General features: G+C 33.7%; 14 protein-coding genes. All 14 read right to left on the reverse strand.

From position 1 onward, the window contains the following. Position 1: 1 nt before the first annotated feature. Genes BM201_RS13585 through BM201_RS13650 form a run of 14 tightly spaced genes read right to left on the reverse strand, consistent with a single transcriptional unit; the run spans position 2 to position 14,342 of the window. Positions 2 to 583: an LbetaH domain-containing protein gene (locus BM201_RS13585; RefSeq protein ID WP_092543521.1), complete on the reverse strand. Its 582-nt coding sequence runs from the start codon at positions 581 to 583 to the stop codon at positions 2 to 4. Further along, on the reverse strand, positions 552 to 1,748 hold the full coding sequence (locus tag BM201_RS13590) for a glycosyltransferase (protein ID WP_245758642.1): 1,197 nt from the start codon (positions 1,746 to 1,748) through the stop codon (positions 552 to 554). The genes BM201_RS13585 and BM201_RS13590 overlap by 32 nt, the downstream gene beginning before the upstream one ends. Next, positions 1,711 to 2,913 carry a glycosyltransferase gene (locus BM201_RS13595; protein WP_092543523.1) on the reverse strand — a complete coding sequence of 401 codons (1,203 nt, stop codon included), beginning with the start codon at positions 2,911 to 2,913 and terminating at the stop codon, positions 1,711 to 1,713. Before BM201_RS13595 ends, BM201_RS13590 begins: the two co-directional genes overlap by 38 nt. A gap of 6 nt (positions 2,914 to 2,919) precedes the next feature. Beyond that, positions 2,920 to 4,236 carry a hypothetical protein gene (locus BM201_RS13600; RefSeq protein ID WP_092543525.1) on the reverse strand — a complete coding sequence of 439 codons (1,317 nt, stop codon included), beginning with the start codon at positions 4,234 to 4,236 and terminating at the stop codon, positions 2,920 to 2,922. A 4-nt stretch (positions 4,237 to 4,240) separates the two neighbouring features. Further along, entirely contained in the window at positions 4,241 to 5,482 is a 1,242-nt protein-coding gene (locus BM201_RS13605; RefSeq protein WP_092543527.1) for a glycosyltransferase family 4 protein, read from the reverse strand. 22 nt (positions 5,483 to 5,504) lie between these two features. Then, complete coding sequence (locus tag BM201_RS13610) at positions 5,505 to 6,653, reverse strand: glycosyltransferase family protein (protein WP_092543529.1); 1,149 nt, start codon at positions 6,651 to 6,653, stop codon at positions 5,505 to 5,507. After that, positions 6,610 to 7,218: an acyltransferase gene (locus BM201_RS13615; protein WP_092543531.1), complete on the reverse strand. Its 609-nt coding sequence runs from the start codon at positions 7,216 to 7,218 to the stop codon at positions 6,610 to 6,612. The genes BM201_RS13610 and BM201_RS13615 overlap by 44 nt, the downstream gene beginning before the upstream one ends. Before the next feature lie 10 nt (positions 7,219 to 7,228). Then, entirely contained in the window at positions 7,229 to 8,320 is a 1,092-nt protein-coding gene (locus tag BM201_RS13620) for a glycosyltransferase family 4 protein (RefSeq protein WP_092543533.1), read from the reverse strand. A gap of 1 nt (position 8,321) precedes the next feature. After that, on the reverse strand, positions 8,322 to 9,425 hold the full coding sequence (locus tag BM201_RS13625) for a glycosyltransferase family protein (RefSeq protein ID WP_092543535.1): 1,104 nt from the start codon (positions 9,423 to 9,425) through the stop codon (positions 8,322 to 8,324). Between the two features lie 11 nt (positions 9,426 to 9,436). Next, positions 9,437 to 10,384, reverse strand: a complete 948-nt coding sequence (locus tag BM201_RS13630) for an NAD-dependent epimerase/dehydratase family protein (protein ID WP_092543537.1) — start codon at positions 10,382 to 10,384, stop codon at positions 9,437 to 9,439. Between the two features lie 22 nt (positions 10,385 to 10,406). Beyond that, positions 10,407 to 11,261: a glycosyltransferase family 2 protein gene (locus tag BM201_RS13635; protein WP_092543539.1), complete on the reverse strand. Its 855-nt coding sequence runs from the start codon at positions 11,259 to 11,261 to the stop codon at positions 10,407 to 10,409. A 22-nt stretch (positions 11,262 to 11,283) separates the two neighbouring features. Continuing rightward, positions 11,284 to 12,162, reverse strand: coding sequence for a glycosyltransferase family protein (locus BM201_RS13640; protein WP_092543541.1), 879 nt, complete (start codon positions 12,160 to 12,162; stop codon positions 11,284 to 11,286). Position 12,163: 1 nt separating this feature from the next. Next, positions 12,164 to 13,057: a polysaccharide pyruvyl transferase family protein gene (locus BM201_RS13645; protein WP_092543543.1), complete on the reverse strand. Its 894-nt coding sequence runs from the start codon at positions 13,055 to 13,057 to the stop codon at positions 12,164 to 12,166. Then, the gene (locus BM201_RS13650; RefSeq protein ID WP_092543545.1) at positions 13,029 to 14,342 is read right to left on the reverse strand and encodes a lipopolysaccharide biosynthesis protein; all 1,314 of its coding nucleotides are present in this window, start codon (positions 14,340 to 14,342) and stop codon (positions 13,029 to 13,031) included. The genes BM201_RS13645 and BM201_RS13650 overlap by 29 nt, the downstream gene beginning before the upstream one ends. Positions 14,343 to 14,358: the final 16 nt, after the last annotated feature.

A 14,358-nucleotide genomic window follows, 5' to 3' on the forward strand; every position in this document is an offset into this window, starting at 1 on the left:
TTTATATCCATCTTACTTTCATTAAATCTGAATTACCTTTTCTATAAACTAAATTTGGTCCTACAGAAGAAGTTACAATTGAACCTACTGTGAGCACAGTATCCTCTCCTATACAAACACCCGGCCCTATAAAACAACAAGCTCCTACCCAACATCCATCCCTTAGACTAATGGGGCCATTTCTATAAGGCATAGTGGGGTCCTTAAAATTGTGATTACCACCACATAGAAATACCCTCTGAGAAACGCAAACATTATTACCTATAGTCAACTCCTCAAAATTTAATAGAAAGCTTTCTTCTCCTATCCATACATTGTTTCCAATCTTGAGCTTCCATGGAAAATGAATATTCACCCTGGGTTTTAAGGTTATATTCTTACCTACTTCCGCCCCATAAAGCCGAAGTAAAAAAATTTTAAAATTTGTTGGGTATGGGATTGCAGATAGGAAGAAAAACACCTTAATGATGTACCAACTAATTTCTTTAAATTTTGAAGCTCCTCTACTTAAACCTTTAGAAGGATTAAAGCCTTCTAACCTAACTCTAGAATTAAAATTTGTATTCGAGGAGGCTATTTTCATAATTCAAATTCTTTAATTCTATAATTTTTTTTGCTACAGTATGTTCTGTAAATTTCTCTTTGTAACACTTCATCGCATTGGTACCCTTTGTTCTTTTTTCTTCGATAGATAGTGACATCCAACTTTGAAGTATTTTTTTGGTTCCTGCGATATTATCTGCTCCAATCAATCCCGCATCGTAATCCTGAATTTCATGAAAGATATTTACCTGATTAGAAATAAGAACTGGCTTACCGCAGGCTAAAGCTTCAACTGTTGCTATTCCAAAATTTTCCTGATGACTAGGAAGAATAAATGTTTCGCAGTCATAAAAAGCTCCCCATTTAGAATCTCCTACGAGCATTCCTGTAAAAATGAAATAGGACTGTAATTGAGGATTTTTTTCAATCAGTCTTTTTATTTCTTTTCCAAAATCTGATTCGATTCCTGGACCAGCAATAACCAGTTTAGGCAACTTGACAACTGGTAAAAGCTCGATATATGCTTTTATTAGAATATCAAGACCTTTCTTATTATGGATCCTGCCTAAAAAAAGTATAAAGTTTTCATCGATTTTAAGTCCAGATGCCTTATAAAAAGAATTAAGCATCGACTCAGTACATTTTGGAGGACTTTTTATGCCTAAACCAATTATTTTTTCATGCTTTGGTTTGTATGGTTTGAAAGATAGTCGTGCTAATTCCATCTCCGTTCTACACGTAAACAATAAAGCAGTACAATTTTTAATAACATGTTGCTCGATCAAATTCCAATAGACTCTATTTCTTATCGCTTTTAATTTTCTGTCAGGAGCATTTTGAAAATAAGGATCTAGCATGCCATGGGGCATTAAATAAACTAACGGTTTATCCCCATCACGTTCTTTAAGTGCTTTGTAAGTCGCAAAACCATAATACTGCCACATACCGTGGATTATTACTGAGTCGTAATTCCCTAAATTGCTGATTAACCATGGCAACAGTTTTTTACTAAATTGCCATGGATTATTAGCAGGACCTAAAGCATATATTTTGAAAGAATCTTTAAAATTGCTGGCTTCACAATCTATAGAAACGACTTCACTTATTACTTCCAGCTGTGATAACGAATCTACTATCGTCCTTATAGCTTGACAAACACCACCAGCTTTAGGATCCATTCGATCTACTACATGAAGGATTTTCATAATTTTTGGAATGACACGATTTATAAATATTTTCTATAGAGTCCAGCGCTTGCTTAGAATCAAAGCGTTTAGAATTATGTATTCCTGAAGAAATCACATTTTTCCTTTCTTCTAAACTTAAGGAAACCACTTTTTCAATTTCCTTCGCCCCAACTTTAAGCCATTCATTCTGTTCACTTTGTTTATATGGTCTTTTTGGAATGTAAAATGCTGCTTTGCCTCCAACTTCCGTCATTGGAGCTTCTGCAGTTGTTATAACTGGGCAACCCGAAGCCATTGCTTCAGCTATTGGCCAACCAAAGCCTTCAGTATACGAAGGAAAGATAAGTAATGTAGCTGCCGAATATAAGTCCTTAACCAAATCGTCAGCTATATTATCCAGAAATAAAATGTCTCTAGAAAAACCGGATGCCTCTTTTAAAGCTATTAAGTCCTTTGTGGGCTTAGGACCAACCATTATTAATGGTTTAGAATGCTTATTACTATTTCTCCAATAATCGTATAAGTTAATTACGCCGGTTCTATTTTTATACCACTCATTATTTCCTATATGGAAAAGAAACCCATTAGAAAGAGAAATATTTAATTTTTGCTCTAATTGCCTTCTTAAGGAGGTAATTGATTCACTAGGTTTAAAATTTTGATTTAAACCATTATAAACAACTTGAGAATTTTTAAGTGTTTCTGGTTTAAACAGATGTAAATCTTTTCTCGTTGTCTCTGAAACTGAAATAAAATTATGAGCCTTGGAATACCCCTTCTTTATTAAATTTTGATAATACCGTCCAAGACTACCAATTTTTAAATCTTCAATTTTATTTACTGCAGCTTTTTGAGCTATAAAATCATGACAATGAACAACGTGTTTTCTTTTTTTTATAAAACTCATCCAAGGACCTAAAGCATGATCTGTTAAAACATGTAGTGCCTCATCTTTTCTTTTAAGTTTCAATTTAGCCTGAAAAGGAAAAATCAACAATTGATCTATATAACCTAAATATTTAATCAATGAGCTCGATTTAGACAACCTTGCAAAAACTCCTGATGGTGACCATACCTCAACCTCATGCCCTCTTATAGCCATTCCTTTTGCAAGCATATTGGTAAATCTAGGCATACTTTTATGCCCCAAAAAGCTTGGGTGCGTATAAAAAATGATTTTCATTTTTATTTATTTTGATGTGTTTAAAGATGCCATGATCAAACCACCTACTAAAACGCCAAAACCAAGCGCAGTAGGCTGAGCCCATTGTCCCTGTGGAATAATAAGAAGACCTATACTAAGAAGCATCCATGCTAGAGGAGAACCTTTTACTAGTTCGTTATGACTTTTAAAAGCCAAAGAAAAACATAAACCTAGCCGAATAAATATAACTGCTAGACCAAAAAGGATTCCCATTTCCCCCACTAGACGACCCCATTCTTCTTCCGCAATTAAGAAAGACACACCGCCAGTCAAAATCATACTACCGGCATTGGTTCCTAATCCCATTCCATGTCCAAAAAATGGAAGATTTTGTGAAGTGGAATGGTTTAAAGCTCCTAAAAGTCCTCCTAAGTAACGGTCTAATAAAGTACCTTCAATACCTCCCTCAAATTTGCTTGCAGATTCTATACGGGTAGTAAAAACTTCAGTACTTTTTTGAAAAACTTCAGTAGTAGAAACAATACTAAGAGCGACTATTAAAAGAATCACAGTTGTTAATATTCTACCAGAAAACTTTCTATTTATTACACCTGCTATACAGGCAAACAGAAATGCGATTATTACCTGAAATAACAATGTTCTACTTATTGACAGGGGTATCGCAATAAATAAGGATATCGCAGACAAAATTAAAATCCAGGTATTTACTCGTTTTCTTTCTAGAAAAAAATAAAAAATATATGCTCCTAATAATGCATAAAACATAGTATTTCCCGTGGTAAAAGAAAAAGTCCCAGGTGGTCTAAAATATCCCATTGCGCCACTAAACCCGGCTCCGTCCATATCTCCACCTACACCTCGATTTACCCAAGCCGATTGCGGACTGTAAAACTGTAAAGCGATTAAAACTGTCATAGGCACTGAAAAATAAAGCATTATTTTGCCTATTTTAACCACATCTTTCCTTGAGAAAACATTACCAATTATAAAAATAAGTGGAAAGTGTAAAACTAAAATTCTAGCACCATATATAGCAACAAATAAATTACCATGTCCCGCTAAAAATGTTGTGACTAATGATAACATCGCCGTAAAAACCATTGATATTAAGAAAGATGAATATGGTATCAGATCTCGTTTCCAAGCTGTATATATCAACCAGATAGCGATAGGATCTCGTACAATAAGCAGTGGAGCAGAAAGAGAAGGTAAAACCCATTTTCGTAAAGCTCCTTCAAACAATAACAAAAAGAAATAAAGCCATATGCCTTTTTTTAATATTAAATTATCAGAGTATATAATTTCTTTGGTGCCCTTGAGACTGATAGCTACATCACTCATATCTTTAAAAATGTTTTCGCATAGCCTCTGCTAATTCATCGCCATATTTCTTCCAAGGGCGATCAAATGCAGACTCCAATGCATTTTTACCTACCTGACTTATTAAGTCTCGATTTTCTAAAATTTCTTCAACACAATTTTTAAGACTAATTGTTGATCCAGCTTTCATTAACCAACCATTCTCTCCATGGGTTATCAAATCTGGACCAGCAGTTCTTTCTGTAGTGATCACTGGTGTTCCCTGAGACATTGCCTCAGTAATCACCATCCCAAAACCTTCAAATAGAGATGGAAATAGAAGCACATCATGTTCTTTCATCAACTCTAATATTTTGGAATGAGGCATACTAGGTGTCCAAACATGTCTCGTTAGAGCTGAATTTAGTGCTTCACAATCATTCGTTGGTTTTTGCCCTACTATTGTTAAACTTACAAAGTCTTTTAAAGCATCTGCCACCTTCACGACATCACCAATTCCTTTTCGCTGTTCTAACCTTCCTACAAAAAGAAGTTTTATCTTTTTTCGGTTTTTAAGACTAGAATATTTCCTACCGGTAGTTGGTATAGGAAAACCATAAGGTATAACCTCAACATTATTCAAAATGCCATCAAAATCTTTTAAACTATTCTTCGTAAATGTACTTGCTACAAAAATCTTATCAGCTAATTTTAATTCCTCATCCTTCTTAAGAAGTTTGGCTGAAGAGTCTTGAAGACCGGTTAATGTAGACACCCATTCTGGTGATCTATTGTATTCTTCTTTTAATAGTTTTCTTGCGTGTTTCCAATATCCGATTGGCAAATCATAGAAGCAGGTCATCCCAAGCTTCTTGGCCTCACGAAAAGTATTTAGAGCTCCATCCTCATATGCATAAACACCTTTTGCTCCAGTAAGTTTTGCATGCTTAAGGCGAGATTTTGTTTTCGTATCTATGTCTTTATAAACTGAATCTACTGAAAAGATTCCAGTTTCATGTTTCGTAAGAGACTGAAAACCAAATTTATTGGAAACAATTCTTCCAGTTTCTAACCAAGGTGAACATTTAGTAAAGGGTTGAAGTCTTGAAACAAAACTTCGTCTTTTTATTTCAGAAAAGGATTTAACATTAGATAGTTTATCCAGAAATGTCCCCGGAAAAGATGCTACAGATGTATTAAATTCATACAACATATCTTTATCCATTAACCCATCTAAAGCCCATCTATTGAATTGGTTACTATTGGGATGAGAAACAATTATTTTCATCTATTGATTATTTAAGGTTAAATTAAATGGGATACGCATTTTTCGCTTCTTTTAAACCATTTACTCCATTTAAAAAGGTTTCAGCAATAAGTTGAACTCCAGAATATGAAGGTTTTCGTTTAAGTTTTTCTAGTTGATCATCAAGAGAAATATCTAAGCTTAATTTATCTAATTGCTCTAGGTACGTTACATCAGTTTCTAAAAACAACTCATTATTTCCAGCTAATATTATAGGTAAACCGTGCTCCTTATAAGCCGCAACAACTCCGCTTTTACCTAAAATTTGTGGAGGAGTTAATGCTAAACCTGCATCTGCATATTGTAATAAGGTGGAAACTTGCTCTTTACTTAATTCTCCTAAAGCTATAAAGTTAATTTTCGCGCTCAAACCTTTAATTTCATGCCTTAAATTGTCGGCAGAATCTTGATCAGACCTTCCGGCTACCATTATAGTAACGTTCTTATCCTTTAACCACCTAACTAACTCTTCTTTTCGCCAACTAAAAGGGATTCTTCCAAAAAGAACAATCTTGAGTGACTTTTCAAAAAGGAATAATTGGTTTTCGTTGAATAACTGAGGTAGCTGTTGCAACGCATTTTTACTAAATGGTATATTACTAAAAAGCGGAAGAACTTTATTTTGAATCCCGTTTTCCTTTAATAATCGACTAAATGCTATATTACTAGTAAACACTTTTATAGGTGATATTCCGTTAATTAGCTGCTTAATTATTATTTGCTGAAAATAGCCAATTACCTTATGTCTTAATGAATCTTCTTTAGATCTTCCTATCCAAGGTTCGTGCATCATAATGCTAACCTCATAAGATTTAAGAATTCCCACTAAAAACTGATGTGCAACAACCGGTAGCCCCTTTTTGTGAAAAGCATAAGTCACATATTGAAAACTTATATGATCCGGACTTACGGTTTCAGATATATTTTTAAATAATCTATATTTTTGTTGCCAACTATTCCTTGCGGGAATTCTACAAAGCTGGATATCTTCTCGGGTTTCTTCTCTAAAAGACTTTACATAAAAATCGTTAATACTAACTAAAACAACTTTAACACCTAAAAGCTTTATCGCCTTAGCTAAATTGAAACAATAATCGCCTATACCGTCTTTAGAAGGTTCCAGACATCCGCATGTGATTATTAATGTCTTCATCTTTTCTAATACTAATTTTTTTCGCGGGAACTCCGCCCCATATTTCCATTGAAGGAATTGACTTTGTAACCACAGAGCCTGCCGCTACAATTGATCCATAACCAATCTTAACACCCTTTAGAACTATTACATTTGTTCCTAGCCACACATTATTAGATATTCTAATGGCTGCCACATCTGGTGGTTGTAATCTAATTGGTGTACTTAAGGACTGGTAGCCATGATTATGATCAATAAACTTACATCCAGAAGCAATTAAAGCATCTTTACCAATGTGGATATCACTGCAAATATTAAATTCTGAATTAGCTCCTATATAAACATTATCATCAATAATTATTGAAGGTCCCGGATTCCAAACACCATCATACCTAAAGTTTATATAGCTTTCGAGGATACAATTCTTTCCGATGCTCACCTGGTGTGGCCATGAGAAAAAGGTTTTTCCTACTACACTATCTGACCCTATTTTTAAACCTGCTAAAACAGCTGGGAGAATACAAATCTTAGCAAGCCACTGGTGATAGTAAAATGACAATTTAAAGAATATCTTATGAATTATCATTTAAGTAAAACTATGCTATCTTCTCTATCTGATTAACAACTTCTTTCGATACCACACTCCATCTACGATCAATAACACTCTCCCGTGCATTTTCTCCCAATTTTTTTCGAAATTTTGGATTTTTAATGGCTAACTCTATTTGAGTACTGAGATCTATATAATCTCCAGTTTTAAAAAGCAAACCATTTACTCTATGCTGAATTAGATCTATTTGAGCACAATTATCTGAAGTTACACAACATAAGCCTGCAGCCATACCTTGCAAAAGAGCTAATGATTGTCCTTCGAAAAAACTAGGAAGAATGAAAATATCACATTGCTCATACAATTTCTTTTCTTCGTCTGAATTAAAAGTAGGTACAATCTCAATATTTGGGTGCAACTCCTCTGGAAACTCTTTTAAGATGTCTTCTTTAGGGAAGACCGTTCCAAAAAGTAACCACCTTACAGGTATTCTATCTCTTAACAATTTCTTTGATGCTTCAATAATTAGTCCTGTGCCTTTTCTTTTGATCCAAGTAGCGCTAAATCCAATTATGCATTCTTTGTTTTCGATGTTCAAATCACCTTGAGTTAGAAAGTCTTCTTTCACTCCATTCCTAAAGATCGTAATGTCATCTATATTTCTTTTAAACTTTTCTATAGCGTAATTTTGATCTTCTTTATTTGAAAGCAATAATAAATTAGCTTTTCTAAGGCCCTTATTACAGTTTCGAAGGCGCCATATTGGAAACAAAACTTTACTTCTTAAGCTAACCTCGTCATGAAATTTTTTATAGTAAGTGTTTCTTAAATTCCACTCTCGCTGCTCTATTCCATGACTAAAAAGCGCTATTGGAATATTGGTTCCAATAAATTTTCCAGACACAGGCTCATGAGCCAAAATAACATCTGGCTTCTTTTTGCCGAATTTTTCTTTAAATATCTTAAAAGCCTTACCAGGAAATTCTGAAGGATGCTTTGTAACCACATTTTCTTTTCCCAAATGAATAAATTGATGACCTGCTTCTTCAAAAGCTTTTTTCCAAAAATATGCTATCCTTCCCATCCCTGAATAAGGATCAAGCTTTATATCTGCTACGTGAAGTATTGTTAAACTCATATTATTTCGTATAAAATTTCATGTTTAAAAAAACTATTCTTCCCAAATTCTTGAAGACATACAAGGATCGGCTATATCTAGATTTCAATAGATAAATACCATATTTAAGTGCTTTAAATAACTTTCTACGATGAGCATAATATTCAAAAAACACTTCATTTTTTTTAGTCGCTCGCCAATTCCTTGCTGGAGCTAATTTTCTATTATTATTTCTCTGAACTACCTCTACGATCGTCTCTACTCTGTTTACAAAATCATGAGACTTATTAACCGCCTGATATCCCTGAAAAGCTATGCGTTTTCTTTCATTTTCATTTTGTAAATAATAGGATATCTTATTAAGTAATTCTTCTGTTGTTTTGTAAGTCACAAAATGTTTTCCTGCGACTAGACCAATTTCATCTAGTTCCGTAGGTTTTTTTGTTATCAACAGCGCTCCAGAAGCCATAATTTCAAAACATCTTAAATTCGCATCTATCATATAATCATCCCTCGATATATTGACAGCAATTTTTGAATTTGTATAAACAGATATTAACTCATCCTGATTATAGAATTTATTAATATCGTTGGTTTTATAACGTTTACTAATTGCTTCTACCTGCTCTTTTCGAATTTGATAAAAAGGTCCATCTAAACGACCAACCCATCCTACATCGAATTTTCTTTCTTTTATAAATTCTGGATAGAGATTCGTCTCAACTGCATGTGGAAGTAAAGTTACTCCAGGATGTCCCATTCCTTCAAGCACTTTATCATACTTCGGATGAAATATAAATGCATGATCAAAGAGCATCGATTGGTCTAATCTAGCTTTAGTTCCATCGTAAGTGTCTATTTGAAAACAACCTGTAGGATAGTTAATACTCAAAATATTTTCAGGAATAATGGCCTCGCAAGGATCTGGATAGAGAATTAAGAATATTTCTCCCTGAGACTCCATAGAAGCAATTACCTGATCGAGTTCTTTATCAATACAACAGACAACATTAAAATATTTTTTTAAAGCATAATAATATGCTTTTCTTTCACGCCCTATATCTTCTTTCGCAGATAAAAAGATAACGATCTTTTTTGACGGATCTATAACTCTTACACAATGCATATTATAATTATTTAAGCCCACAAAACACGTTCAATGGCTTTAGATTTAAAAGCCTCAAGACTGTGATTCCAATATTCTTCAATTCCTTCTTCTAAACTTACTTGAGGGTACCAACCGGTATCCTTTTTTAGTTTTGAACTATCCAGAATATTCTTTCTCACATCGAATGGTCTTAATTTTTCTATTTGAACTTTCGGAGAAAAAAAGCCGTTCTTTCTGGCTAATTTCGATATATAATCGAAGACAAATTTGGTCGATGCTCCTCTACCAGTTCCTATATTATAGGTTTCTCCAATCTTTCCTTTTTTTAGCGCTGCAATAATACCATTTGCAACATCCTTAACATGGATATAATCTCTAACTGTTCCATTTTTGCCAAAGATTTTCATTTCCCTTTGATCTAGAACAGAATATGTTGCAGTTGCAATAAATCCCTGCCCCAGAAATGGCGATTGCCCAACACCATAAGCATTTCCTGGTCTAACGGTTATAACTGGTAACTTCTTATGAGTACAATACATAGAGGAATATTTCTCTACCGCAAGTTTAGTTATACCGTAAGGAGATATAGGGTTTGTTGCAGCTGCTTCTGAAATGGGATTTTCATTTGTGTTCCCATAAATAGCCCCTCCTGTAGACACCATTACAATTCTCTTTACAGAAAATAAACTCATCCATTCCAAGAAATTCACAATAGAAGGAAGATTATCTTTAATATCTGTGATAGGATCGTCAAAACTGGTTTTTGGTGTAGAAGCATAAGCTAAGTTTATAACTCCATTAACCCCTTCCATTATTTGTTCTAGCTTAAGGTATGTCAATCCATTCCAATCATAATAATCTTCAAGATTACGCATTTTCATCCCTATTACGATCACTTGATGACCCTCAGACCTTAATTGATTTACGATATATTTACCAATAAATCCCAATCCGCCAAAAACGCAATATTTCGCCATGATTTTAAGTTTTTAATGATTATTAAACAGGTTTATTAATCTGCTTCTGATTTGCAACAATTTTAAAGTGCACCACGAAAGCACTTCTTAATTCATAAAATAGATCTACAATTGCATAACCGATCCCTCTAAATTTAAAACGAAAAGCATCTTTGAAGAGGTTTAGGGTCATTACTGCGATAATCTTTAATCTGGTCGTTAAACTGTAATGCTTTTGATGGTCTGGATGTCTTTTCAAAAAAATAAGTACACTTTCATATTCAACCTTATACTTATTATCTATTTTTCTCCAAGGATGGCAAACAAATGCTTTAGGAACAAAAATTATGGGTTGTTTATCTTTTTGAACTCGAGTTCTAAATTCAATGTCTTCTAGTTCAAATTTAAATTCTTCGCAATACCCTCCCATACTCAAATAATAAGGTTTTCTTACCATAAGATTGCAGCTCCATAACAATCCTCCATTCGAGTTGATTGGAGCTACCTCATTGAAGCGCTTTTTTCTTCTATCTGCTTCTGTTTTTCCCTCAAAAACATTTGCTTCAGGATTATCGTCAATAGCGCAACTAAAGGACTTTAACCAGTTTTTAGATGGCAAACAATCGTCATCTGTGAAAGCAATCCAATTAAATTTAGCATATTTCACTCCGTTATTCCTGTTAGCGGCCGGTCCTTTTTGCGGCCCTTCAACCCATTTCACCCAAGGAAATTTTTCTAGGATTAACTTCTCTGCTGTTGTAATACTACCATCATCAGAGACAATAACTTCATAATTATTTATAGGATACTTTTGTAAATCTGGAGACAGTAATGTTAAACACTCTTGTAAATGTTCATTTCTATGCCTTGTTGGGATAACTATAGAAATATTATTCATCTTTATTTAGTTGAGATCTCGATTAAGCTGTTTGCAATGCTTTTTTAAAGCGATGCATTTTAATTTTGAAATTCCGTATCGAGAGATTTTTGCTTTGTTTTTCTTCTTTTGCTATAAATTCTTTCCATTCTTTTTCTTCGTGTGGCTCTAGAAATTTGAGAAAGTATTTATTCACCGGAATTTTTATAAATTTTGGAACACCTGCCCAATGCAGTATATATGGCTTTTGATCTTCCCTATCCCAATAGATAGTTTCGAAATTTTCATCTGTATAGTCGCCAGCCCAAGTAGACTGCATATTTGTTGGGGGAAGGGTTAAATTGTTTACTTCAACACCTGTCAAACTAACTAATAGGTTTAGAGCGACTTGATCTTTATACAAATTGATCTCATTTATAAGAGTTTTCTTGAATCTCCCATTACAAGTATCCATTAAATCTTGAAGAGTATACAGAATTTGATCGCATGCAAATTGCCCTGCGTTGAATATTGAACTTTGCCAAATTGTGCTTTTCGATTTAAAGTAATCCCGACTCTCTGAATTGAAAGTGTGATCTGGATTATTCCAATGTGTACAGGAACTAATAAATCCAGAGTGATCTTTTAAAACTTCCTGTGGATTTCGGAGAAATACAATATCCGAGTCAACATACTGATAATTGTTGGTTAACAGGCACTGATATTTTCGACACATTTCAAAAATATTGTTTTCCTTGGTCCATTTAATTAACTCTTGTTCCTCCCACCAAAACGAATTCTCAGGCAGTTCAAATTTATCATCATTAAATGGAATAACCCATATAGGCAAATCACAGCCGGTAGCTCTTAATGAGCGTTCCATCGCTAAAAATTGAATTTTAACGTGTCTATTGGCAAGTGTAATAATTTTCTCTAATTTCATATTATAGCGTGTAAAGTGAACTATACTTTCTTTTAAATACTTCTATTTTCTCCTGAAGTTGACCTACTTTATTATCAAGTAACTTTTCATCACTTAAAAATTGTGGTGCTTTACACATATCACCAAACTGATCAATAAATTGATTTCGCTTGAGCATATCACTATATTTATAATGAACCTTTGAAAGCCCCTTTAAAAGCAAACCATCTTCTAAACTTAAACGAGTTGCTATCTTTTCTGAAGTCGCACCTAAATTATAAGGGGCTTTTAAACAATTTGGTGTATACTGCATATCCAAAGAAGAGGTCCAGTCTTTCCATTTAAATTCATTAATACTAGGATACATTTTGATAGGAATCCAAGGTACGCGCAAGGTATCTGCAACAATTGCAGCATGCATAGCTTCTGCTAGAATAACCTCAGAAGATTTAATTGCATCGATTATCTCTAAAAACGGGGAAAGAGGATCTATATAATTAAAACCTACTTCTCTACAGACTTTCTTCCAGTCGTAATTATGATCACTTTGATGATGTGGCATAAAAGAAACCCTATATTTCTTTTCCTTTTCTCCAAAGTCAAACGTCTTCAATAAGGCTGCTCCATCAGTAATACCTAATTTAGGATCTATTCCTATTCTTTTAGCCGTTAAAGGTCCGCGCACACAAATAACATCATAAGAAGAGTCAATTTCTGGTAGTTTTCCGTAAGCAAAACCTGTACTAAAAACAACTTTTTTATGTGCCTCAGGAAAATGAAATTGAAGAATAGAACCTATACCTAAGAATATCGAACTAGGATCATCATCAAAAAAATTAGGAATTAATTTTTTAAAAATGAATGGGTTTAGGGCATCTCCGAAGTTTTTATTCTTCTGATAATAAATTAATTTCATTTTTTGTCTTGTTTAAACCGATTATAGTAACCAGGATTTTATTTAATAAATTAAATATGCTTAGAATAACACTAAAGATTAAAACACTATAGGTTGTACTTAGATCCATAGTAAAAATCATTAGAGCCTGAAGCAATACGTTAGAGCTTATACTAACTATTGGAATCCAGGACCACAACCACTTCCTAGAACAGTTCATATCCCACATCAAAACATTAATAAAAATTATGCTTGAATTAAGTATTAATAACCCTACTTCTCCTTCAAGGTGAGAGTATTTATCTCCCATTATCCATAATAGCGGTTCGGGAAGTATAAAACCAATCGTAATAAGTGTAAGTGCTATACATAGACCTATTCCCAAAATAGCTAAAAATTTTCTACCTAAATGTTTTTTAGATTGTCTTGCCAAATAAGGCACTACAAGTGTAGAGCTAGCCATATTAAAAATCATAAATATCTGTCCTAGTCTTCCTAGTGCGCCTACTTCAGCTATATTTTCAGAAGCTCCGAAAATTCCAATGATAAACAACGAGATTTGAGCGCTGAATGCTGAATAAATTATACCTGGTATAACTGGCTTAACATAGTTTAAAATCTCTTTTCTAGTTCCTGGATCACTCTCAACTGGTTCATCTATAAATTCCTTTGATTTTTTACGAAATCTTTCGCCATTGTAAAACACAGTTAGGCATGTTGTTAATGCTGCTATCCAAGAATTTATAATAGATAGTAGATATACAGTCCATAAAAAAATCAGCCGACAAACACCGCTTGTAAGTTGAATATTATAGATATCCTTTAACTTCCTATGAATCATCAAAGGAGTAATATAAAAAGCAGTATTTCCTGAAAAAAATAAGTTTAGTAGTATACAAATTAATAGAAAAACAGTTATGTGTATAGGCCAACCGTGCTGCCAGGTCATATATGGAAACCCAATTAAACATATTACACTAACCACGAAAAACATGCGGTTTCTAAAAAACTTTCCTCCTTTGATATATTTCCCTAAAACAGCTTTATCATTCACCCTATTGCCTACTAGCGCAACAACAGATCCCGAAACCCCTAACTCAACCAAAACCTGCGCAGTACTTTGAAAGGCAAAAGCTATGCTATACTGTGCGTAATCTTCCACAGATAACCAATGTATTAAAAAGAACCCGCTTAACAACTGAACAAACTGCACGGCCCCTTGTCCTGCAATAAAAACGAATATTATCTTAAACCAATTATGATAAATGAGCCCAGAGAAACGGGTTCTAAATAATGCTTTAATCATCGATAGCGAAATAAAA

The sequence above is a fragment of the Zunongwangia mangrovi genome (assembly GCF_900112105.1).
Classification (GTDB): domain Bacteria; phylum Bacteroidota; class Bacteroidia; order Flavobacteriales; family Flavobacteriaceae; genus Zunongwangia; species Zunongwangia mangrovi.